This is a genomic window from Novosphingobium sp. HII-3 (genome assembly GCF_002916655.1).
In the GTDB taxonomy this organism is placed as follows: Bacteria; Pseudomonadota; Alphaproteobacteria; order Sphingomonadales; family Sphingomonadaceae; genus Novosphingobium; species Novosphingobium panipatense.
Genome location: NZ_PPSM01000004.1, coordinates 24,547 through 47,658 on the forward strand (window position 1 = coordinate 24,547; position 23,112 = coordinate 47,658).

Sequence of the window (23,112 nt, forward strand, 5' to 3'; positions counted from 1 at the left end):
AATCATCGTCCACTGCTTTGCCGGGTGCAGTGCTGAGGACATTCTGCGCCAACTGCGTAGCGTGAATCCCTCACGTGGATCCCCGATGCCCAGGTTCAGGCCCCCGACGGGCGGTGCGAATGTCCTGAGGCTGTGGGAGCAGGGTCAGGAGATCGCTGGAACGCTTGCGGAACGCTACCTTCGCTCGCGCAAGCTACCCACTGATCTGGAAGACCTGCGATTTCACGCCCGGTGCCCGCACAAGCCCAAACCGCATACCGAGTTCAAACCGGCCTTGCTGGTGGCCGTGCGTGAACGCCTGAAGATCACGGCCATACAGCGGATCTTCCTGGATCCCGTGACCGCCTATCGGACCGAGAAGGCGATGCTCGGCAGTCCGGGGCAGGGGGCCTGGCGACCAAGCCTCAACGGGGCAAGATCGCTGGCGATCGCCGAAGGCATGGAAGACGCTGCCGCGTTTACAGCCATGCACGGGACCGTGTGCTGGGCTTCGCTTGGGGCCGAGCGCCTCCATCTCCTGGCTCTGCCGGATGCTATCGACGAACTCATCATCGCCGAGGACGATAACGCGGCGGGCAGGGCAGGGGCGCGGCGCGCCTGGGCCGCCTATCGGCGAGAAGGTCTACGACTGGTGCGGCGGACGCCGCGGCCGTTCGAGGACTGGGCCGAGGCCAACCTGAAGCGATAAAGAGGAGGGGGAGGCCTGGTGCTGCAATGGTCAGCATCAGGAGCTCACAGTGACGGACCTCTTCACCCATCAGGACAATGCCCGCAACGCCGCGATCAACGCTATCGCCCGCCATATCGCAAGCGGAACCATCAACCGGAAGGTTCTCAATGCCGAGGCGACCGCGCTCTTTGGCGGGAGCAACGCCGATGGCCGATGGACCCAGCGTGACAGCTTCGAGCTGCTCGAGCAAGGCCTCACCCGTCACGCGCTTAGCCTTCCGCGCGTCGTGGCAAGCGATGGCATCGCCGCCTTGTCCGCCCTTGTCGAGATGCTGCCGACCCAGACCGTGCGCAGCGAAGACCAGATCCGCTACCAACAGTTCTCCACTCCGCTCGATCTTGCAGGTCTCGTGGTGCTGCTCGCGCAGCCCAGGCCAAGCGACACCGTGCTCGAGCCCAGCGCCGGCCACGGCAGCCTTGTTGCGATGCTTCCGCCCGTAAAGGCCCTGCACCTCAATGAGCTCGATCCCAAGCGCCGCGAGGCCCTGCAGGTACTCTTCCCGGCCGCGACCATCACCGGTCATGACGCGGCTCTGCTGGCGGCCACGCTCGAGCCGGGCTTTACTCCCACACTGATCGTAATGAACCCTCCGTTCTCGCGCTCGGAAGGCAGGGGCGTCGATCAACTCGCCGCGGTGCGTCACCTGCGCTCCGCACTGTCCCGCCTCGCGCCAGGAGGCCGGATCGTTGCCATCATGCCCGACTGGTTCACGACCAGCGCCGCGATGGGCAAGACCTACGATGCAACGCTGACAGGCTGCAGTGTCGTCGGCTCCTATCGTCTCGACAAGTGCTACCACAAGCAAGGCACCAGCGTCGCGGTCCGGATCTATGTCATCGACAAGAAGCCCGGGCTTGCCCGGCCGACGGTGATTGCCCGCGACAGCGTGGGCCAGCTCCTCGAGGCGATCACGATCGTGCCCCGGTCGGTTATCGGCGAAATGCGCAAGGTAGCGGCCGCGCCTGCCCTCAAGCCAAGCTTGTTCAAGGCCATGCGATCGACCCGCAAGACACCGCCGCGCACGATCGCCGCGCCCAAGCGCAACGATGTCCTGCCCGTGCGCTTCACGGCCCTCGATCTGCCCCGCCCCTTAGGTGAACAGGCTGGCGTCTACCTTCCCTATCGGCCAAGCCGGATTGACCTTCACGATGCCGGTCAGCATCCCACCGCCCTGGTGGAGTCGGTAGCGATGGGTTCGATCCCTGCTCCCATCCCGCACTACGAACCGCGCCTTCACGAGCGCATCGTCAATGAGCGTCGCCTGTCGGAAGCGCAGCTCGAGACCATCGTCTATGCGGGCAACGCCTGGACGCAGTACCTGCAGGGCCGCTTCATCCCCGACAAGGAAGGCGTGGCGCTCGTCCCAAGCGAGGAAGGCCGCGAGTATCGCAAAGGCTACTTTCTTGGCGACGGCACCGGCGCCGGCAAAGGGCGACAGGTCGCGGGCTGCATCCTCGACAGTTGGGTCAATGGACGCAAGCGTAACATCTGGGTCTCCAAGAACGAAGCACTCCTGGAAGATGCGCGCAGGGACTGGCAGGCGCTGGGCGGGATGTCCGCCGACGTTCAACCGCTTTCCGCCTGGAAGATCGATGAGCCTATAACGATGGCGCAGGGCATCCTGTTCGTCACCTATCCGACCCTGCGCAGCCAGCGCCAGGACGCGACCCGGCTGCGCCAGATCCTCGAGTGGGCCGGTGAGGACTACGAGGGCGTTATCGCCTTCGACGAAAGCCACGAGATGGGGGGTGTCGCCGGTGGGGAGGGCGCTCTTGGCAAGACCGCCGGCTCCCAACAGGGCATTGCCGGTGTTCTCCTGCAAAACCACCTGCCCGACGCGCGGGTTCTCTACGCATCGGCGACCGGAGCCTCGGACGTCAACAATCTCGCATATGCGGTGAGGCTCGGCCTCTGGGGACCGGGTACATCCTTCGCCAATCGCGAGAGCTTCATTTCCGAGATCCGCGCCGGAGGCATCGCTGCGATGGAACTGGTCTCACGCGACCTGAAGGCGCTTGGCCTCTACCAGGCCCGGGCCCTGAGTTTCGCCGGCCTCGAGTACGATATCCTGAAGCACGAGCTGAGGCCTGACCAGATCGCGATCTACGACGCCTATGCCGATGCCTGGGCGGTCATCCACCGCAATCTGGAGGCGGCCCTCGCGCTCACCGGCGTCGTTGACGACATCGGCGGCGGGACACTGAACAGCGGCGCCAAGGCGGCGGCCCGCTCGCGCTTTGAATCGTGCAAGCAGCGCTTCTTCAACCAGGTCCTGCTCTCGATGAAGCTCCCGACCGTGATTGCCGCAATCGACGGGCACATCGCCGAAGATCAATCCGTCGTCATCCAGCTGGTCACGACCGCTGAGAGCATCCTTGATCGCCGCTTGAACGGGATGAGCCCTGAGGAACGCGCACGGCTCGAAGTGGATCTCTCCCCGCGAGAGTACATCATGGAGTACCTTGAGCGAGCATTCCCGACCCAGCAGATGCAAACCTACACGGACGAGACCGGCAAGGAATACTCCCGGCCCATGTTCACCGACGAAGGCCATCCCGTCCATAACCAGGATGCACTGCGGGCGAAGCAGGATCTGATGGAACAGATCTGCGTGATGCCCCCGATCAAGACCGCGCTTGATGCCCTCATCGATCATTACGGGACGGACGCCGTTGCCGAAGTTACCGGCCGCACCAAGCGGCTTGTCTCCCTCGCAGACGGCACGCAGCGCCTCGAAAGCCGGTCGGCCAGGACCAATCAGGCCGAGGCGGCCGCGTTCATGGCAGGCGAGAAACGCATCCTCGTTTTCAGCGATGCCGGCGGCACCGGACGATCCTATCACGCCAGTCTGGATGCCAGGAACCAGCAACGCCGTGTCCACATCCTGCTCGAACCCGGTTGGCGGGCCGATCGAGCGATCCAGGGTCTCGGGCGCACGCACCGCACCCATCAGGCGCAAACCCCGCTGTTCCGTCCATGCACAACCGACTGCAAGGGCGAATTGCGGTTCACCAGCACGATCGCACGCCGGCTCGATAGCCTGGGTGCACTTACACGCGGACAGCGGCAAACGGGCGGGCAGAACCTGTTCGACCCGGCTGACAACCTCGAGAGCGAATACGCCAAGGCCGCGCTCGTCACGTGGTTCGGGCTGCTTCATTCCGGCAAGCTGAAGAGCACCAACCTCACAGACTTCCAGAGCCGCTCCGGGCTCAGCATCACCACCGAAGATGGCTGCCTGGTCGAAGACCTCCCGCCGATCACCCGTTGGCTCAATCGCATCCTGGCGCTGCCCATCGGGCTGCAAAACGCGATTTTCGAGGAGTTCCTGGGCCTGGTAGAAGCCCGGGTTGCCGCAGCCCGCAACGCCGGTACGCTTGATGTCGGGGTCGAGACGATCGCGGCGGACAAGGCTCGCGTCATCAGCGATGTGGTCCTTCGAACCGATGAGCGGACCGGCGCCACCTCACACTTGCTCTCGATCGAGATCGAGCGCGCGGTTCGTCCTACAACGCTCGAGCGTATCCTCGCCATTGCCGATTGCGTCGACAAGCCCAGCTTCCTCCTTAACACGAAATCGGGCCGGGTGGCCTTTGCCGAGCGTGCCCGGTCACTCATGGAGGACAGCGGCGAGCTCATCGAGCGCGTGGTCCTGACCCGGCCGACACGGCACGAATACAAGATCGCGGCCGATCTGGCCGAAAGCGCATGGGAAGCTACTGACATCGAGACCTTCTCGCGCCTCTGGTCGACCGAGGTGGCTGAAGCGGCCGCGAAGACCGAAACCGATACGATCCACATTGCGACCGGGCTGCTTCTCCCGATCTGGAACTCACTTCCGCGCGACTACATCGCGGTGCGCCGTGTGGTCGATGACGAGGGGAGCAGCTGGCTCGGCCGCCTTGTCAGCGAAAGCGATGTTCCCTCGATCCTGTCGAAGTTCGGTATCGCCAGCGAGTTCCAGGCTTCCCCAGAGGCGGTCCTTGCAACTCTCGCCCGGAAGGGCTCGGCCGTCATCGAGCGGCCCTGGCCGATGACCATCAGGAAGAGCCTGGTGAACAGCGAACAGCGCATCGAACTCGCAGGTGAACTGTACACGCAGCTGGCCTGGCTCAAGTCCCTCGGGTGCTTCACGGAGATCATCCAGTTCAAGACCCGGATCTTTGTGCCCGTGGGGCAGGCAGACGCGATTCTCGCGTCGATCCTCAAGGCAGCCTGAAGAGAGGAGAGGAGGGGGAAGGGGATGGTGTCCCGGCAGAAGAACGGGGCATCAGAAGGAGATTTCCGGTGCAAGAACTCATCCCCCTCAACAAGCTTCAACTCTCCGACAACAACGTGCGCAAGACGCACAACCAGGAGGCCGACGAGCAGCTGTCGCATGACATCGAAGCGCGTGGCCTGCTGCAGAACCTGATTGTCACGAAGGCGAAGAAGCGCGGCCACTTCGATGTAATCGCCGGTGGCCGACGCCTGCGCGCCATGACGATGATCGTCGAACGTGGTGCATGGGAAGCCGACCGCGCGGTGCCCTGCATGTTGCTTGTGGCGAGCGATGAGCAGATCGCCGAGACCTCTCTTGCCGAAAACTTCCAGCGCCTCGCCATGACGCCTGCCGAGGAATGCCGCGCATTCCAGCACTTCATCTCGCAGGATGAGGATACCCGCGAAGTCGCTCGTCGCTTCGGCGTGACGCGCCGGTTCGTCGAGGGGCGTCTGCGCCTCGCTTCGCTTGCCGAGCCGATCTTCGAGGCTCTCGCGAGCGGCGAAATGTCGCTCGAAATGGCCAAGGCCTACGCCTCGACGGACCAGCACGCTGTGCAGCTTCGGGTCTATGAGCAGGCGAAATACTACGGCGACAATCCCGACTACGTGCGCCGCCAGATCGCCAACGGCAGCGTGCGCGGAAACGATCCTCTCGCCTTGCTCGTCGGCGAAGATGCCTACACGGCAGCAGGCGGGCGCATCGAGCGTGACCTTTTCACCGCCGCATCGGAAGATCGCTGGACCGATCTGGAAACCCTGCAGCAACTCGCGGCCGCCAAGCTCGAAGGTGAAGCTGCCCGTCTCCTGGAGGAAACCGGCCTCGGCACCATCTGGCCGGTGGCATCCACGTCCAGCTGGCAGGCCGCGCGCGATCTCGGCCTCAACCGTGTCAGCTTGCCCCCGGCACCGCTCAGCGAGGAAGCTACTGCACGTATCGGTGAGATCGAGGAGCGCATCGAGGCGATCTGCATCGAGCTCGATGGCATCGACGAGGAATCCGACGAAGCCCAGGCGCTCAATGAGGAATACGACCGGCTCGACGAGGAGATGCAGGACCTCTCGAACCCCACGGCCGAACTTCCCGACGAATGGAAGGCCGAGGTGGGTCGCTTCCTGATCGTCACGACCAAGGGCGAGATGGTGCTGGAAGCTGACTATTTCAGCGAAAAGCACCTGCGCATGGAACGTGACGAGGACGGCAAGGTCACGGGCGGCAGCTTCGAGGAACCCTCGGGATCGAACCGTGCACCGGCCAAACCTTCGGCGCCCGAAGCCACCGGACCGGGAGGCAAGGCCTACAGCGCGCGCCTGTTCGACGAACTGGCCGTCCAGCGCCGCAACATCCTGTCGGCATCGTTGCTGAGCGATCCGGGCCTCGCGCTCGACTATGCCATCTTCGCGCTCGCCGATGGCCTGCTGCACAGCTACGACAACCGCGGCACGACGATCCGAGCGCCGCGCCCGCAGGATCCGGTTCTCGACTCGACGGTTCCCAAGGGCATGGCGGACGAGATAATCGCCGGCGCCTACGACGCCCTCGACAAGGCTTGGGGCGAGCACAAGGGCGTGGTCGAGCGGTTCATGGCCTTCCGTGAACTGGACGATGAGGCCAAGGGCGCCTGGATCGCCTACACCGTCGCCACCTCGATCGAGGCCAAGATGGGTTACGCCTCGGGGTACAACCCCATCCACGCCCAGCTTGGCCAGCTGCTCGAGATCGAGCCTGCGGCGATGTGGCGCCCCACCGCCCAGAACTACTTCGACCGGATCAACAAGGGCAGCATCCTTGAACTTCTCAAGGATGTCGGGGGCGCCGAACTCTCCACGCGGTACGCCGCCTCGAAGAAGACCGAGATCTCGGAGAGCTGCGAGAAGCTGTTCGCCGGCGAGGTCATCGTCGAGGACGCCATCAAGGAACGCGCCCTGGCCTGGGTTCCTGCAGCAATGCGCTTTGACACCGAGACGCCCCAAACGAGCGAGCCCGGTTCGACGCAAAGCGATGACGTCGACCATGACAGCGAAGAAGAGCCCGATGGCTTCGATCCGAACGTCAACGACGGACTCGGCGACGAATACAGCGAGGACACCATCGACGCTGACGAGAATGAGATCATCAGCGCCTGATCGCTCACTCTCCTCCTGATGAAAACCTGGGCCCGGGGCATCATGCCACCGGGCCTTTTTTTCTCATGTTAAAAGGGACGCTACGATGCGCCGTGGGGCCAAGCGCGACATCGCGCAGGAAATTACCAACCTCATCATCGCCAAGATCGAGCAAGGGGTACTGCCCTGGCGGCGGCCCTGGCGCACGCTTGGCGCAGGCGGCCGACCCTTACGCGCAGGCGGACAGGCCTATACCGGCATCAACTCAATCCTGCTTTGGGCAATTGCCGATGGCAGCGGCTATCAATCGCGGTTCTGGATGACCAAGCGGCAGGCCGAGGAACTTGGTGGCCGGGTCCTGAAGGGGGCCAGACCTGCCCCCAGCGTCTATTTCAACACCATGCGCAAGGCAGCAGGCCCGACGCTGACCGGCGATGAGGGCGGCGTGCGCTTTATCCGTTTCATGCGTTCCTACCTCGTCTACAACTGCGACGAAATCGAAGGCTTGCCATCACGCTTTCATCCCGATCCGCTCGATCTTACCCCTCCTGATCCCTCCGAGCACCAGACGGCGATCGATGCCTTCTTCTCGCCCATACCGATCGAGCTGCGCCAGGGAGGCGACAGGGCTTACTACTCGCCCGGTGGCGACTACGTGCAGATGCCGCCCAAGGCCGCCTTCATCAGCAGCGATCACCACGCGGCAACCCTCGGTCACGAATTTGCCCACGCGACGGGCGCAGCTCACCGCCTTGGCCGGGAGTTTGGCCGCAGGTTCGGCGATAAGGCATATGCCTTCGAAGAGGTGATTGCCGATATGACATCGGGAATGATCTGCTCGGATCTAGGTCTGCCGTGCGAACTCCATGACAGCCACGCCAGCTACGTGGATCATTGGATCGGCATCCTCAAGGCCGACAAAAGCGCGATCATCACAGCCGCGGCCAAAGCCGAACAGGCCTACAAATGGCTTGCAGCCTGGTCCACCCACACCCGCGAAGCCGTAACGGAGGAAAGCCATGAAGCGGCACTTCAAGCTCACGCTTAAGCTCTCGCCCGACGATCTTCTGATCCTCACGACCTACCTTGAGCACGCCTATGACAGAGCACTTATCGGGCGGTGCGTGATGCCGGGCCCGCTATCGCGGCGGCTACGCGAACTTGCTGCAGCCGATCCCACGGACATGGGATTCCATCATCTCATCATGCTGATGTCTCCAGGTTGGGAAATCAGCGATGTAGAAGGCGATGCCGTGACGATCGTCACGGGGCCGGCAGGAGCCAGCCTGGCACAGACGATCGAACTGCTCGGCCGCCTTGTTCCTAGCTGCCTAGAGACTGAGATCCACTACGAGCCTGTCGGGGCAGCCCAGGACCCGGAGGGCAACGCCCTCCACTGAAAAGAGGAGGGGGAAGGACACATGCATCCAACCAGATGATGGAGGTTTGCATTGTCCTACGACCTGGATTTCCGCTTCCGCCGTGCTCTGCACCCCGAGGGACTCACCACGTTTGCGACGTGCATGGCAGCTCTGAACGATGCAGCCAGCGACGCCCAACGTGCCGGCCACGATCCCGCACACGATCCCGCCGTCCAACTCTTTGCCAAACGGCTGACCCGCCTCACCGACGGATCTCTTGGTGAAGAGCATCCCGACGATGCACCGCTGCGCGAAGCGTGCATGGCCCGCGTAGCCGAACTTCGGCATAAACCCGCGATCGTTGCTCTCCTGCGCAAAGGCGTCGATTACCTGCCTGAGGATCTGCGAGCCTTCAGGCGCGAGGGACAACGCGCCGTCCGCCAGATTGCGGCCGAGCTCGGCCTTACACGGTCGGACTACCGGCTCGACTACAACGCGCCCAACCCCTCGCTCGCGGGCGACATCGTCCTTGAAAGCGCGAACCTCTACCTTCGCCTTTCTGTCGAACGCTTTGGTTCGCCGGCTCTCACGTATCGCCATCGGCATTGGAAGAAACCCGGCCACCAGGTCCGCCACGCCAGCGCATCGAGCCTTGCCGATATTCCCGCTCTTGCCCGCCAGATCGCCTGCCATTTGCAGATCGACATAAGCGGACCTCAACCAACCCTCATGTAGGAGACAAGCCATGGGATGGCTCTCGATGCCGCTCGCCAGCATGGGCGGGCACACAAGCCCCAAGCAATATCTCGATGCACAGTTTACCTATGAGCGCGCTTCGACCGATGATCTGCCGTTCCACGGCTACCGGGTGCTGGAAAGCGCCTGTCCCGGGAACCGGGTCTACTACGCGGCACTCGAACGGTACGACACTACCGGCACGCAGGACGTGAACGCCGTTGTGTGCCTGGTGCGCTGGAACCCCAAGGCCGCCGATGGATTCGTTTTTGCATACAAGGACATGAGCGAAGGAATGGGGCCGTACGAGGCCAGTTGCCCATTGCGGATCCTCGATCGCCTCTCGTCTTCCAACGATCCAAACGCGCTGGACTGGCGCCGGCGCTGTTATGCAGCAATCCAGCGACGATCGCGAAAGCTACCTGACGGCGCGTTGATCCGCTTTCCTGACCCCGTGGCGTTCAGCGACGGGAATCGCCACGAGGTGATGCGCGTAAAGCGAGAAGGAACAAGGATCATCCTCACAAACCGCGACGGCGCTGGGCGCTACCGTGTCAGCAACCTGCTCGACCGCAAGTTCGAGATCCTGCGCGAGCGCAAGATCTCACCCACCATCTTCACCTGAAAGGCCGACCCTGTGCAGAACGAGTATTCACTGGACCCGCGTCGGCGTCAGCTTTGCAGCCGAACCAACGCGGATCGGCTTGCGCAGCAGATGTGCGAGATAACGACACAGCCCTTTTCCGTGGTGCGAACAGAGTGCCGGTTGCAGCCCTATCGAGTGGTGAGAACCGATGAAACAAGCCCCGGCGACACGATCGAACTAGAGGTCATCGCCCTGTGATCACTCGTCGATCACCCCGCCAAGGTCAGGATCGAGATACCAGGACGGGCCTTCCTCAAAATCGGGATCAGCGCTCACAAGAGGACCATCAGGCTGGGCGGCGACGTAAGGATTGACCATGGGCGCCGGCCACTTCTTTGCCCTGAACAGATCAGCCGAGATGATGGTCCGCTTGGCAAGGATCTCTTCGAGCCACACCAGGACGTCGAGCATCTGGACGATGCCGCGCCCGGCCAGCTGGTAATAGAGGCAACGCTGATAGTCGTCGCACTGCGTGTTCAGGACCCTCGCAAGCCGCTTCTTGGCCCCGATCCGACCTTCGTGGACGCCCTCGACCGCCTCGCGCAGCTCACGCGTTGAGTAGTAGGCATCGAACGGCTCGATGCCGATCGATGCGTTGGCGACCATGCGCTTTGCAGGCGTGTTGCGCTCATCGAGCGCTTCATCCCTGAGTTGAATATCCAGGTCAAAGCGGCCAATCTCGAATTTCTTGGTCATGCAGCTCTCCTAATTCTGCGAACATACCAAGAACAAACACCCCGTGCAAGAGGCTGTTTGAAGTATGTGGCTAGTACCGCGCGACACACACGGTCTTTCTGGACGACGCGATATTCCCCGGAGCGTGCAAGAAGCCTTGATGCGTTGGTACACCGCAAAGGGTAGCGACGCCGATCATCGTGCTTCGGTTACACGTAAGCGTACGGGCTCCGGCGTGTTGCGGCATTAAGGCCTGGCGCTGATGGACCTCCGATGAGGAGTCTCTTTCTGGACTCCAGAAGGAGGGCAAGTGAAGGATCGGGTGGAGATCATCGCGCGTACCGAACGGCGCAGGAAGTTTTCGGAAGCCGAGAAGGCGGCGATCCTCGCCGAAGCGGATGAAGACGGCGTATCGGTCCGTCAGGTCGCTGGGCGCCACGAGATTGCCGAGAGCCTGATCTATAACTGGCGGTCGGCCCGCCGCCAAGCAGCGGCCATCGCAAGTGAGGCGCTCGAGTTCATTCCCTACGGGGCAATCATAACGACGGAGCCTGCGGTCGCGCCAGCGGTGTCAGAGCCGCAGAAGGCGCCGCGACCCGTTCCGTCGCCGATGCCGCCTGCGCCGGAGGAACTGATCCGGCCGCATCCCGGTGCCCGTCCCGGCGCGATAGATATAGACCTGCCCAGCGGCGTCCGCCTGTCGGTGGACAGCTACGTCAACGAGAAGGCATTGGCCCGCGTGCTACGGGCATTCCGGGACGTGTCGTGATTTCGCTGGCGCCCGGAACCAAGGTCTACTTGGCAAGCAAGCCGGTCAGCATGCGGCTCGGTTTCGATGGGCTGGCGGCGCTGGTCCGCCCGCTATTCGCGGTCGAGCCGTACGGCGGGCATGTCTTCCTGTTTCGCAGCAAGAGCGGCAACTACCTGAAGGCGCTGCATTGGGATGGGACCGGGCTTTGTCTGTTCGCCAAGCGTTTGGAGCGGAGCCGTTTCGTCTGGCCGCCGCTCATCGAAGGCGGTGTCGTGCTGACCCCGGCGCAGTTTGCGCTGCTGATCGAAGCGATGGATTGGCGGCGCACAGTGGCCCCCGATCCGCCCCGCCTGCCGGAGCAGATTTGACGCGATAATCGCCTCATTTCCGGGCTTTCTACTTGGGCGGAAGGCCGGATTCTGCTAACGGGAAGCGTGTCTCCCGACGATCTCGAACTCCCTACCGATCCCGCAGAACTGCGCGCTTTTGCCGAGGCGATGCGCGCGCGTCTGGCCGCTTCGGAGCGGGCGCTGGAAGCCGAACGAGCGGCCCATGACGAGACCCGCGAGAAGCTTCAGACTGCTCAAAACTCGATCAAGCTGACGGCGCTCCAGATCGAGAAGTTCAAGGTCCAGCTGGCCCGCCTTCGGCGCATGAAGTTCGGCCAGTCTTCGGAGCGCCTTGCGCTACAGGCCGATCAGCTCGAACTGACGCTGGAGGACCTCGAGGCCGAGCATGCCCATGCTGAGTGCGTGATCGAAGGCCATGTGCCCGACGATACCCCGGTCAAGGCTGCCCCTCGCAAGCCGCGCCGTGCGCCACTGCCCGACCATCTTCCTCGAGACGAGGTTATGCACGCAGCGCCGGATGCCGACGGTTGTTCCGCCTGCGGGGGCACGATGGGCAAGCTCGGCGAGGACGTGACCGAAGTGCTGGAATATGTCCCCGGCCGCTTCCGCGTCGTCCGTCATGTCCGGCCTAAGCTTTCCTGCGACCGCTGCGATACGATCAGTCAGGCACCGGCCCCGGCACTGCCCGTGCCGCGCGGCCGTGCTGGTCCCGGCCTGCTGGCCCACGTCATCGTTTCCAAGTTTGCCGATCACCTGCCGTTATACCGCCAGTCGCAGATCTACGCGCGAGAGGGTGTCGAGATCAGCCGCTCGACGATGGCGGACTGGCTGGGCCAGGCAAGCTGGCTGCTGCAACCGCTGGTCGATCGGATCGCCGATCACGTCATGGCCAGCGTGAAGCTCCACGCCGACGATACACCCGTTCCCGTGCTGGCGCCGGGGACCGGCAAGACGGCAACAGGCCGCCTATGGGTCTACCTTCGCGATAACCGACGATGGAGCCATTTGGACAAGCCGGCAGCGCTGTTCCGCTACAGCCCTGATCGCAAGGGCGAGCGACCTCGGGAGCATCTCAAGGCCTTTGCAGGCTTCCTTCAGGCCGATGCCTATGCCGGTTACGAGCGCCTATACGTAAGTGACCGCCAGCCTGCCCCGATCACGCCGGTTGCCTGCTGGGCACATGCCCGGCGTAAGCTGAACGATGTCTACAAGGCAGACCCGAACTCGGCTGCGCTCGATGGGCTGCAGATGATCGGCGAGCTTTACGACGTCGAGCGACAGATCGTGCGCGAACCCGCAGATTTCCGCCGCAAGGCTCGGAAGCTCTCAAAGCTCAAGGCGCTGGATTTCTTCGCGTGGGCCGACGAGGTGCTGTCCAGAGCATCGGCCCGATCGCCGCTGGCCGAGGCGCTGCGTTATGCGGTGAAGCTGAAGCCGCAATTGCTCGCTTACACCGACGACGGCAGGTTAGAGATAGACAACAATCCGGCGGAGAATGCCCTGCGGGGAATCTGCCTTGGCAGAAAGAACTGGCTTTTCGCAGGTGCCGACTGTGGTGGGGAGCGTGCTGCTGCCATGTATTCACTGCTGGAAACGGCCAAACTCAACGGCGTCAATCCGCAGGAATGGTTGGCCAACGTCCTCGATCGCATCGGCAAGGGGCATCCGATCAACCGGATTGACGAATTGCTACCGTGGAACTGGACCTTGCGCGAATAGCTGAGGATCGCCCACTTTTCGGTCAGACGTTGGCATCCAAACTATCCATTTTAACTTTTGAATGTTCCGCATGCCTCGCCTTGACCGCCACAAAAGCAGGGTTGGCTTCAAGCGATCTGTCCATGTCGAGCGTAATCAGCACACTATCGCTCAACGGCCATCGAACGCGCCGTTGCCAGCAAGTCAGGAGTTCGTTTGGGGATACCAGTCGGAGGCGAAGGTAGGTGATCCTGCCAGATTCCGTCTGATCCACTGATGCTATTTGATCCCAAGGGATGAAATGTGGTCGGCGATGCGGAATTTCGATGCCATCATCCGAGATTCTCAGAAGCGGGCTTTTCCTGTGCATGAATAGCTTGGCGGTGAACCAAGCCAGCCACAACCACAGGCATGCCATGATCGCGGCCCCGATCGCGACAGCAACCTCTGCAAAGCTTGATCCGCCTTGAAAGGTCACCGCAAGGTACACGATTCCTGCGAAAATCAGAGCAAAAGGCGCTGTTACCATCAGCCCCGCCGCGAGAAATGCGAACGGCCATAGCCAACGGCGAGGAAAAACAGTCAGACTTGGCGTCGTTGTGGAGGTCATCCTGCAATCGGTAAATCGAAGAGAAACGGAAGCAATAGGCTTCAGTTTGGGCCCAGCCTCACAGCCTGGGATCCCCGGCGAGGACGGTCTTGAGCGGACGCTTACGGTTACACTCGTGACGATTGCGCGTGAGAACGAACAATGGATCGCCTGCGGTTGCCTGGGCGAGACCCGGCCGCCGCCGCTGACCAGTCCCGCCTATCTCTCGGAAGCAGAAACCTACTACTTGCGTCGCCTAAGAAGCCGTCCCCGGCATGACAGGCGCTGCCCGTTCTACTTGCCCCAGGCGCCGGACAGGATCCGCGAACGGCCTGGCGACAGCCTCTTCGAAATCGAGTTTCCCAAGGGCCTGTTCAACGCGCACAAGAAGGCTCCGGAAAAGCTGGCGCAGCAGCCTGATGACGAAGAACCGGACGATCGCAGTCGCGGCGTCTCGGTGCCCCGTCTCGGGCGATTGCTGTGGATGTTGCTCGAAGCCGCTCACACCAACGTGCTTCCGCCACTCCCGCCACAAGGCCGACCTGAGCATGGCTTGCGTGATGAGTTCGCGCGGCTGCGTGAAGCCGCAAGCCGGTTTCTCATTGCCCCTCGGATCAAGCTGCAGGACCACTTGTATTTCAACGTGAAGGAATGGCAGGCGCGCCGCGTCCACGCACGCCTGCGCAAGGCCGAAAGCCTCTGGCCCGGGGACTTCGCGCCTCAGGCCTTCCTCCTTCTGGAGGCACACGGAATATCGGGAACGACCGTTCACACTGGCCTTGGCGACCTGAAGGTTCGCAACCGCATCCAGCACACCGGCATCATCAGGGCCAAGGTGGAGCCACCATTCATCGTCCTTGCCGTTGTGGGCGAGCATAACCCTCGCGAAGGATACCTGCCTTTACGCGCCTACGCGCAGCCGGTTTTCAAGGGGAACCGCTTCATCCCGGTCGAGCGAGAAGAAGACAGGGCATTCTTCGACCAACTTGTAAGCTTCCAGTACAGGATGCGCCGCAAGAACGTGCAGGTCGCGATCAAGCGGCCGCTGTTCGATATTGTCACCCCGGCCGGAAAGGTACGCCCCGACGCCATCGTTGCCTTCCTCGACTTGCGCACGGGCCTGGAGGCGGATTTCGCCATCCAGTTGCTGCGCGAGCGGACCCCCCACTACCTCGAGATGAAAGCCGAGGAACGCGCGCGGTTCGAGGAATACCATCGAACGATCAGCCTGCACACGCACCAGCTTGGTGACACCGATCTGTTGGACCGCCTTGAAGCAATGATCGATACCGCCTGACCAAAGAAAGAGGAGAGGGAAGGGGAATGACGAACCCGAACAGGAGATCGTCATGAAGTCCTTCGCCTCAAGCCCGCGTCCGTCATCGTCCATCTGGGGCGCAATACAGGAAGCCGAGCAGATCCTTCCCGGCATCTGGTCCGTCTCCACCCCCTCGCATGGTGGTCTCATCGTTTCCGATGAACGGCAGGAGGCGATAGCCGAACCCCTGCGGATCGAGGGCGCATCCTACGAGGAAGACGTCAATTGGGCGCATGTAATCCTCGCGTTCGAGGATGAGTTTCGCGAGCGCGGCACGTACCCGGCCTCCTATCTGCAACTCGCGCGTGACTGCGTGCGCTGCTGGCATCCCGATGCCTTTACCGCGTTTACCGGTGAAGCCGTCACGCACGAGCAGTCACACGTCCTCAAGAGACGCACTGCCTACCTCGCCTGCGTCGGCGAACTGTGCGTCACCGCCGCATGGGGAAGCTGGGCTGATTGGGTTCCGGACGGCAAGACCGGTGTCGTTGGCATGATTGTCGAGAGTGTCGATCATCTTGGCCATGCGACCTACAGCGGCGCGCGGCAGTATGCGCTGGTAGATGCCAAGGTTTACGAGAACCGAGCCAGCCCGGCCTCCTTTGCCAGCCTTAAGGCAGAGCTCATCGACTGCCCCACCGGCATGGCTGCCTGAGAAGGAATATCTCATGATCGAGATTGCGCTTGGCCTGCCTCACTTGAGGCAGGGCCCAATCCTGCGCCGCGCGCTGTCCCTGAAGGCGACTGTCCTTGTTTCCGCAAGCGCGCTCGCACGATGGAAACACATCGATGGATGCCGGCGATGGACCGGTTGGAACATCCTCCAGTTGCGCAACCTGCCGGCACAGGTCGATGCCATTCTCGATTCCGGCGGTTTCACCAGCCATGTTGTTTATGGCGGGTTTCCATGGTCGATCGATGACTACATCGCGCTTGCCGCCGCACATCCGTTCCGGCTGTTCGCGAGCTTCGATTACCCCTGCGAAGCCGAAATCGCGAGCGACCGGGCCTCGGTCAAGGAACGACTGTCACGCACGATCGGCGCGAACCGGGAAACCCGCCGCAAGGCCGAAGAGGCCGGCATTGCCGACAGGTTCATGCCGGTCCTCCAAGGGAGGACACCGGCGGACTATGAGCGATGCGCCGAGGCGTTGGTTAGGTCGATGGTTCCAGGGCGAACCATCGGCGTGGGCTCAATGTGCCGGCGTGAGATCCGCGGGCCGGAAGGGCTGATTGCAGTGGTCGAACATCTTGACCGCATCCTGCCCGTTGGCGTGCGATTGCACTGCTTTGGCGTGAAGGGCGCCGCCCTACCGTACCTGCGAGCCTTTGAGCACCGCGTCGCAAGCATCGATTCAATGGCATACGGCGTGAGCGCGCGGCGCGAAGCCTACCGCGCTGGTATCTCTAAGACCGATGCTCTGGTGGCGCAGCATATGACGCGCTGGTTTCTGCGCCAGAGGCGGGCAGCAGCCAGCCCTTTAAGGCTCCTGCCGCCAGCAAATGTCACGAGGCCGGAATTGCCTGCGGCCGATCCATGGGACGCGGCCATGGCCAGAGCCCGCGAAGAAATTGGGAACCTGATCGAGACGGGCGAACTCGACCACGACGAGATCACGGAAGGCTGGATCACGGCATGGGCTGGCGACGCCTACGCCGATGAACCGCAAGCCGCATAATCAAAGAGAAGGGGGAGGAGGGGAGAGCGCACACTGAATGATGGCGCGGCCATCAGGAGCTCCCCTCATGGACGACAATGTAATCGACGTAGCAGATCCGGCCGCATGGTTGCGCCGAGGGCGCAGCGAGGACGACGCCAATGCACTGGCCAAGGCCTGGCGCGACTATCCGGACCTGCCAATCAGCGCCCCTGGGGAACAACGCATGGCACGCACACGCGATCGCGCGATTGCAATGCGTCCCATCTTTGAGGCGATGCGTGAGCGGACGGAAGCCGACCGCCAGGCGAAGAACTTCGCCTTCATTACCGCCAAGGCCGAAAACGGAGACGCCAGCGAGCAGGACAAAGCGATCCTGCGCGCGCGCGACGATCACGGCTACGACTGGAATCGTGCCGTGCGCTACGCCGAAGGCTGGTATGCCGCAGTTGCGGGATGGAACCATCGCTACGACAGGCCCGCCAGAAGCGAGACCGAGACGCTCCTCAGATCTGCCTACGACCGGGGCTTTGCTGATGGCGGCGGCGATACCAGTGACCTTTTTGATACCGCACGCCGCGCCAACAACGCAGCAGACGCGCTCGCCCCGGCAAACAGTTTATCGGTGCCCTCACGCAGCGGCAAACTGAGCCCCAGCCATTGGCCTGCGCCTCAGGACAGTAATCTGCCGGTCTCCTGGCATCGCCGCGCTGTCATCATGACCGACGCCGATCTTGTCCCGCCAACGGGACGCAACGGACAGCCCTCCCGCCGTCCCAGCGCCATTTCGCTAGTCCGGGATCGCTCAGAAGGAGCCGCAACCATCATAGTGCTCAGCTCCAAGGACGGTTTCGTTGCCGGCAACTCCATAGACCCGGCACTCTCTCCGATAACGACTGCCCAGGCAAACGCGCTGATAGCCGACCCTGACCAGCGTGAGAGACTGCGCTCTCTGCTCGCCGGCGAGTTCGACGATCTGCTTATCACCGCTCAGGACGAATACCTGCGCGTGCTCGACGCACTCACCACCGCCTTGCCGGTCCTGCGTACCATGGAGCGCACACGCAATACACCGCTGCAGCAGCGCGCCCATCTCGAAACCTGGCTCGCGCGAGGCCGGGGCTGCGGACAGAATATGGGTGCCGGACACATCCGTTGGGGGAAGGCCGCCAAAGGCCTGACGGCGCGTCTGGGGGAGTTCACGGCCCGCTATGTCGGACCAGCGCCCGAGCGAGGCCATCTCATCCGTATTTGCCTCGAGGACGGCTCCGCCGCCGACGGCTTCGTCACGGCCGATCATGCGCCACTCACCCCAGAGATCCGCATCTCCAGCAAATCACGGCTGCGCCACGAAATGGCTCAGGCCCTTCGCACTTTCGGCGGCGCGACGCGCCTCAGCGCCCGCCTTCCATTCTGAGGCCTCCATCGAAGGAACCACCATGAAAATCGAACTGAAGAACCTCAAGCTGGCCCCCTCGCTATCGGAGGAAACAACCGCTTACACGGCGACCATACATATCGACGGATGTGCCGCATTTCATGCCCGTAACCACGGGCATGGCGGGGGAGACGACTTCGATCCTGTTCGGGATTATGCCAGTCCTGACCTGCAAGCGGTGAATGCCTGGCTTGCCGTAAACGAACCTCCAAGCGGACCCTTCGAACCGGATCCCGCAAAGCGGGCACCTTACGATACCGGCAGCAAGTGCGACCTGGAGATCTTCGTCGCCCGGCTCATTGACCGCCACGTGGCAGCCCGACAGCTTCGCCGCCTGCTTAAGGCCAGCGTCCTGCGAATTGGCGATGACCAGCAAGTCTACAAGCTGAGAATGAAACCAACCGAGGCTGGCCTCGCAGCCGTCAGGGCCACCCACCCCGATTGGACAATCGTGAATGGTGCCTCGGCCGAGATCGTCGAGCGCGCGAGTGCAATCCTGGGCGGCGCGACCGATACTGAGGAGAGCGTTTACGCTCGACAGCGCGAAAAGCGCCTCACGCTTGAGGACGCAAGATGGCTGCGCCATCGCAATGCGCAGGCTGAACGTCCGTGCTCCGACCTCGAGCAGTTCCTCCATGACTTTGTAGCCCGCGAGGAAGGACGGCTCGAGCGCTATCGCGCCAAGCGTCAATCAGGATCAGGTGACATCACACTCAGTGTCGACTGAACCGGCCGGTTGTTCGGCCCCAAACCATCCTCACAGGAGCCTCTATGGAACTCGCCAAGATGCTGGTGCTCAGCACCTCCCACATGAGCCCTCAGACCGCGCAGCAATGGGTGCCCACATGCCCATGGGCCTGCTTTAACAAGGGGGGCTACGGTTGGTTCATGTACGTGTGCGACGATTGCGCCATCACCGAGGCCGAGGACGTCCCACTGGAAATTCGTTCCGCCGTGCACGTCGCCAAACGCGAGGGTTGCCAATGGATCATGTGGGACTGTGATGGGCCGGTCCTCGAAGAGCTTCCCGAGTATGACTGGGATACTTCGTCTTTGGCGGTCGCGGCATGACAGGGCCGGCTAAACGGGTTGCCCCCATACCAACACCGCTCAATCGAGAGGTGGAATACCTCGACGTGCAACGCTCCCCGACCGTTCTGTGCTATGGCGTCGGGGTCGATTCAACCGCTCTGCTGATCGAGCTGGTCAGCCAAGGGCGGAAGCCCGATCTCGTGCTGACGGCCGACCCCGGTGCTGAGAAGCCGGAAACCTACGCCTACCTCGATCTCATGCGAGATTGGATGAAGCAGCGCGATATTGAGTTCCATGTCGTTCGCTACGTAACCAAACGATTCAAGAACTACCCACCCTACGCCGATCTTGCAGGTTCTCTCCTGACGAACGGATGCCTCCCGAGCATCGCGTTTGGGCGTTCCTCTTGTTCGCTAAAATACAAAGCTGCTCCGCAAGAGTCATTCATCAAGACTTGGAAACCGGCGATCGATGCCTGGGCACGAGGCGACAAGGTAATCCGCTACATAGGCTACGATGCCGGGAAACGAGATAGCCAACGCTACTCCCATGCGGTGACGATCGAGGATCCGCTGTTCGACAACAGCTATCCCCTTCGCCTCTGGGGATGGGACCGCGAAGCATGTGAAAACCGTATTCGCGCCGAGGGTCTACCGGTGCCTCCGAAATCGAGTTGTGTTTTCTGTACCGCGATGAAGCCAGACGAGGTGCGCGCTCTACCGGACTACTGGCTACGTATGATCGTGCTCATCGAAGCTCGCGCCGCTCCGCGATTACGAACGGTTGAAGGCCTTTGGCGGCGCGCGACGCGAACCAGGCCTGGTCGCATGACAGACTTCATCCGCACCGAGAAGCTGCTCCCTGAAGCCGATATCGAAGCAATCATTGCCTCAGCGCCAACATCACTCGTCCGCTTCCAGGAACAGGCATCACACCAACCCGTAGAGGCGCGGCCCACGCTCGAAACATGGCTGGAGAGGTTCCACACGCAAGACGGGCGGATCACGGCGTGATGCGTCATCTTCCAGTTCGCGCGAGCGAACCGGAGCAAAGGGGAGAGGGACAGATGAGGCGCACCAACCGAAAGGAACGGCCATGCTTCAGTCACAGACGAACCCTATCGATACCATAGCGCGCCTCAACGATCGCGCTCGTCTCGGTCTCGATCGAACATCCAAGATCATGATGACATCCAATCTGCTGGCCAAATTGTCGGATGGATCGCCAATCGGTCGGGTTGTTGCACAAGCCAAAGCCATGAAGGCCGCGCGGAGTTGCACTTTCAAAGACGACTCACCCGAGCGTGATTTCGCCAGCTTCGAAATCGAAGGCGTGAAAGCGTTTTTGAAGGTCGACTACTTCGATGTGAACCTTCAGTTCGGTTCCGAAGATCCCGCCGACGCATCAATCACGCGGCGTGTAGTGACCATCATGGCAGCGGAGGATTACTGATGCGGCGCATCAAACCCGCCAGACCACGTGCCAAACGGCAGATCGACGAAGCCTTGCAACTGATGCGTCAGGCCCGCAGACTGCTTCGCGAAGCTGGAGCACCCAAGGCAACGCAGAAGATAAACTTCGCGATTAGAGCGGTTTCCATTCATTCCGGTTCATAGCCGCATGATTTGAAGTAGTTTGCACATTCGTCGGGCTTGAAGATATCGACGAGCCTGCCGATCAGGTCCCACAGGCCGCTGACGGTGCGCTCTCCTGCCTTGCGGAGCATGGCCTTGAGCCGGGAGAAGGCCTTTTCGATTGGATTGAAGTCCGGGCTGTATGGCGGGAGGAAGCGCAGGGTCGCGCCGGCAGCTTCGATCCTTTCCTTCACGGCGGCCCGTTTGTGGCTCGAGAGGTTGTCCATGATGACCACGTCGCCGGGACGCAGTTCGGGCACCAGCACCTGGGCGACATAGGCTTCGAACCAGTCGCCGTTGATCGGCCCGTCCAGCACCATCGGCGCGACCATGCCATCCATGCGCAGGCCCGCGACCAGCGTGGTGGTCTTGCGGTGGCCGTGCGGGAAGCCCATCCGCAGCCGCTCGCCCTTCCGGCAGCGGCCATGGCTGCGGGTCATGTTGGTGGCGGTCCACGTCTCGTCGATGAAGACGAGGCGTTCGGGTTCGAGGTCGATCTGGCCGTCGAACCAATGCTGCCGTTGCCTCAGGACGTCGGGACGGTCCTGCTCGATCGCGTGACCGGTCTTTTTTTGCGCGTGATCCCGTGACGCACGAAGAAGCGATGCACCGTGCCGATACCGACCGGGGCCCCACGCTCGATCAGCCGCGCCTGAACCTCGACCAAGGTCATGTCGCCCTGCTCGGCGATCAGTTCCCGAATGAAGCCGCCGTGCGCTTCGATCTTACCTGAATGCCGGTCACCGCCGCGCGGCTTGGCAACGGCCCGGCCATGCTCCAACGCAAGCCGTCGCCAGCGGATCGCGCTCGACACGCTGACCCCGAAGCGGGCCGCTGCCGCATGGCAACTCAGCCCACCATCAATCGCTGCGACAACTCGGTCCCGAAGATCCTGTGATAGCGTTCGTGCCATCCATGCTGGCCTCCTGCCACCAGCAGGAAGGCTGAATCACAACGGCGCCGCGAAGGGAATCCCTGACGAGTCAGATCGTGTGGAAACCGCTCTAGCAGCGCTGAAGGCGCGCGCCGACATTGCGATCGCAGACCGATGATCTCGGAGCCATTATAAAATGACCCACACTGATCGAGCGGGCGAGAGGATCGCCCAACACACAGAAACAGGCGCGATTGCTGCTGGCTATACCTCAGCCGTAATCGCGGATTGCTCGATGCATACACTCGAGTTGCTGATCAAACCCGATGCCAATCTTGATAGCCGCTTTAGGGCCTATGACCGCAACGAGGGCGAAATGATCACGGTCAATGGCTGGATGTTCAGCATCAGCCCTATGTAGACCTGTGACCGGCTAACGCCGCACCTTTCTCTTTTCCATTCTCACTGCTGGCGCCTGTCACGCCTCGCCTTTGGCGTGGCGGATACGCGCGTTCGCGCGGGCCGGGCCGGAAGGGCCCGGGGGAGGAGGGGGAAGGAGGATGGTGGGTCCGGACAATGGGTTCGGGCGTACCAGGAGAAGTGGCATGAGCATGAACATTGGCAATCTGAAGCTGAACGAGCAGGGCACTCCGGTTGGTCGCATCGTGACGCTGGGCTTCAACGCGGTTGTCGCACTGCGCGAGGTCATCTCGAACAACGACAAGGCACCCGCCTTCGACGTGATGGGCCTTTCGGCCGATCGCCGGACCTGGGTGAAGATCGGCGCGCTGTGGGAATACTCGGCCAACGGATCGGGCGAGAGCTTCTACTCAGGCCGTCTCGACGATCCGAGCCTCGAGAAGGCCCTTGATGTGGCCATGTTCCGGCAGGAGGACGGCAGTTTCAACGTCAGCTGGCGGCGCCCGCAGCGCAAGCGTGAAATGCCCGTCACGGGCAGCGACAACGCCCTCCCGCCGATGCCGCCCGCCGGTCTCGACGACGATCACGCACCCGCACAGGCACCGGCAGGCGACGGCCTCGGGGAAAGCACCGCTCCCGCTCCCGGCAAGGTGCGCGGCAAGCAGAAGGAGCCCGAAAACGCCTGACACCGATACCGGCCGGCGCCTTCCTCCAGCGTCGGCCGACCCCATCGGCTCGCCACTCACCTGAGCGGCGAGCCTTTTTTTGCGCAATGCTCTCACGCACCAGGCCACTGATCAAAGGCGAGAGGGAGGGAAGGGCTGAACCGGAAAGAAA

General features: G+C 62.4%; 23 protein-coding genes. 20 read left to right on the forward strand and 3 right to left on the reverse strand.

The genetic code is table 11. From position 1 onward, the window contains the following. Positions 1-85 precede the first annotated feature (85 nt). The 7 genes from C2R25_RS00165 to C2R25_RS00195 all read left to right on the forward strand — a co-directional run bounded on the left by C2R25_RS00165 (position 86) and on the right by C2R25_RS00195 (position 9,817). Positions 86-688: a toprim domain-containing protein gene (locus C2R25_RS00165; protein WP_369825677.1), complete on the forward strand. Its 603-nt coding sequence runs from the start codon at positions 86-88 to the stop codon at positions 686-688. A 49-nt stretch (positions 689-737) separates the two neighbouring features. After that, entirely contained in the window at positions 738-4,949 is a 4,212-nt protein-coding gene (locus C2R25_RS00170; protein ID WP_103727291.1) for a strawberry notch-like NTP hydrolase domain-containing protein, read from the forward strand. Positions 4,950-5,017: 68 nt separating this feature from the next. Next, positions 5,018-7,117, forward strand: a complete 2,100-nt coding sequence (locus C2R25_RS00175; RefSeq protein ID WP_233203681.1) for a ParB/RepB/Spo0J family partition protein — start codon at positions 5,018-5,020, stop codon at positions 7,115-7,117. 85 nt (positions 7,118-7,202) lie between these two features. Continuing rightward, on the forward strand, positions 7,203-8,144 hold the full coding sequence (locus C2R25_RS00180; protein ID WP_103727292.1) for an ArdC family protein: 942 nt from the start codon (positions 7,203-7,205) through the stop codon (positions 8,142-8,144). Next, entirely contained in the window at positions 8,116-8,496 is a 381-nt protein-coding gene (locus tag C2R25_RS00185; RefSeq protein ID WP_103727293.1) for a hypothetical protein, read from the forward strand. Before C2R25_RS00180 ends, C2R25_RS00185 begins: the two co-directional genes overlap by 29 nt. Positions 8,497-8,547: 51 nt before the next feature. Continuing rightward, a complete protein-coding gene (locus C2R25_RS00190) occupies positions 8,548-9,192 on the forward strand; it encodes a hypothetical protein (RefSeq protein WP_103727294.1) in 645 nt (214 codons plus the stop codon). Between the two features lie 10 nt (positions 9,193-9,202). Then, the gene (locus C2R25_RS00195) at positions 9,203-9,817 is read left to right on the forward strand and encodes a hypothetical protein (protein WP_103727295.1); all 615 of its coding nucleotides are present in this window, start codon (positions 9,203-9,205) and stop codon (positions 9,815-9,817) included. 219 nt (positions 9,818-10,036) lie between these two features. On the opposite strand, the gene C2R25_RS00205 is transcribed toward C2R25_RS00195, so the two are convergent. Beyond that, positions 10,037-10,534, reverse strand: a complete 498-nt coding sequence (locus C2R25_RS00205; protein ID WP_103727297.1) for a hypothetical protein — start codon at positions 10,532-10,534, stop codon at positions 10,037-10,039. 289 nt (positions 10,535-10,823) lie between these two features. On the opposite strand from C2R25_RS00205, the gene C2R25_RS00210 reads away from it, so the two are divergent. The 3 genes from C2R25_RS00210 to C2R25_RS00220 all read left to right on the forward strand — a co-directional run bounded on the left by C2R25_RS00210 (position 10,824) and on the right by C2R25_RS00220 (position 13,333). Then, positions 10,824-11,282, forward strand: a complete 459-nt coding sequence (locus C2R25_RS00210) for a transposase (RefSeq protein ID WP_103727298.1) — start codon at positions 10,824-10,826, stop codon at positions 11,280-11,282. After that, the gene (gene tnpB, locus C2R25_RS00215; protein WP_004211511.1) at positions 11,279-11,632 is read left to right on the forward strand and encodes an IS66 family insertion sequence element accessory protein TnpB; all 354 of its coding nucleotides are present in this window, start codon (positions 11,279-11,281) and stop codon (positions 11,630-11,632) included. Before C2R25_RS00210 ends, tnpB begins: the two co-directional genes overlap by 4 nt. A 129-nt stretch (positions 11,633-11,761) precedes the next feature. Then, complete coding sequence (locus tag C2R25_RS00220; protein ID WP_103727375.1) at positions 11,762-13,333, forward strand: IS66 family transposase; 1,572 nt, start codon at positions 11,762-11,764, stop codon at positions 13,331-13,333. A gap of 22 nt (positions 13,334-13,355) precedes the next feature. Here the strand turns inward: C2R25_RS00220 and C2R25_RS00225 are convergent, their stop codons facing one another. Next, positions 13,356-13,922, reverse strand: coding sequence for a PH domain-containing protein (locus C2R25_RS00225; protein WP_146049578.1), 567 nt, complete (start codon positions 13,920-13,922; stop codon positions 13,356-13,358). Between the two features lie 115 nt (positions 13,923-14,037). On the opposite strand from C2R25_RS00225, the gene C2R25_RS00230 reads away from it, so the two are divergent. From C2R25_RS00230 to C2R25_RS00265, 8 genes are all read left to right on the forward strand, one after another. Further along, positions 14,038-15,198 carry a hypothetical protein gene (locus tag C2R25_RS00230; protein ID WP_103727300.1) on the forward strand — a complete coding sequence of 387 codons (1,161 nt, stop codon included), beginning with the start codon at positions 14,038-14,040 and terminating at the stop codon, positions 15,196-15,198. 52 nt (positions 15,199-15,250) lie between these two features. Beyond that, entirely contained in the window at positions 15,251-15,874 is a 624-nt protein-coding gene (locus C2R25_RS00235) for a hypothetical protein (protein ID WP_103727301.1), read from the forward strand. 13 nt (positions 15,875-15,887) lie between these two features. After that, positions 15,888-16,898 carry a hypothetical protein gene (locus C2R25_RS00240; protein WP_103727302.1) on the forward strand — a complete coding sequence of 337 codons (1,011 nt, stop codon included), beginning with the start codon at positions 15,888-15,890 and terminating at the stop codon, positions 16,896-16,898. 67 nt (positions 16,899-16,965) lie between these two features. Further along, positions 16,966-18,294 carry a hypothetical protein gene (locus C2R25_RS00245; RefSeq protein ID WP_103727303.1) on the forward strand — a complete coding sequence of 443 codons (1,329 nt, stop codon included), beginning with the start codon at positions 16,966-16,968 and terminating at the stop codon, positions 18,292-18,294. A 22-nt stretch (positions 18,295-18,316) separates the two neighbouring features. Next, complete coding sequence (locus C2R25_RS00250) at positions 18,317-19,042, forward strand: hypothetical protein (protein WP_103727304.1); 726 nt, start codon at positions 18,317-18,319, stop codon at positions 19,040-19,042. A gap of 44 nt (positions 19,043-19,086) precedes the next feature. Continuing rightward, positions 19,087-19,386 carry a hypothetical protein gene (locus C2R25_RS00255; RefSeq protein ID WP_103727305.1) on the forward strand — a complete coding sequence of 100 codons (300 nt, stop codon included), beginning with the start codon at positions 19,087-19,089 and terminating at the stop codon, positions 19,384-19,386. Beyond that, a complete protein-coding gene (locus C2R25_RS00260) occupies positions 19,383-20,360 on the forward strand; it encodes a hypothetical protein (protein ID WP_103727306.1) in 978 nt (325 codons plus the stop codon). Before C2R25_RS00255 ends, C2R25_RS00260 begins: the two co-directional genes overlap by 4 nt. A gap of 169 nt (positions 20,361-20,529) precedes the next feature. After that, positions 20,530-20,799: a DUF3768 domain-containing protein gene (locus C2R25_RS00265; protein ID WP_103727376.1), complete on the forward strand. Its 270-nt coding sequence runs from the start codon at positions 20,530-20,532 to the stop codon at positions 20,797-20,799. Between the two features lie 148 nt (positions 20,800-20,947). On the opposite strand, the gene C2R25_RS00270 is transcribed toward C2R25_RS00265, so the two are convergent. Then, positions 20,948-21,894 (reverse strand): IS630 family transposase gene (locus C2R25_RS00270; protein WP_103727307.1). Its coding sequence is split into 2 segments (ribosomal slippage): positions 20,948-21,558 and positions 21,558-21,894, totalling 948 coding nucleotides; the frame shifts between segments, so codons are not numbered across the junction. A 157-nt stretch (positions 21,895-22,051) separates the two neighbouring features. On the opposite strand from C2R25_RS00270, the gene C2R25_RS00275 reads away from it, so the two are divergent. Continuing rightward, entirely contained in the window at positions 22,052-22,276 is a 225-nt protein-coding gene (locus tag C2R25_RS00275) for a hypothetical protein (RefSeq protein ID WP_103727308.1), read from the forward strand. Positions 22,277-22,460: 184 nt separating this feature from the next. Then, positions 22,461-22,961 (forward strand): DUF736 family protein, encoded by a 501-nt coding sequence (locus C2R25_RS00280; RefSeq protein WP_158250585.1) that lies wholly within the window; start codon positions 22,461-22,463, stop codon positions 22,959-22,961. Positions 22,962-23,112 lie beyond the last annotated feature (151 nt).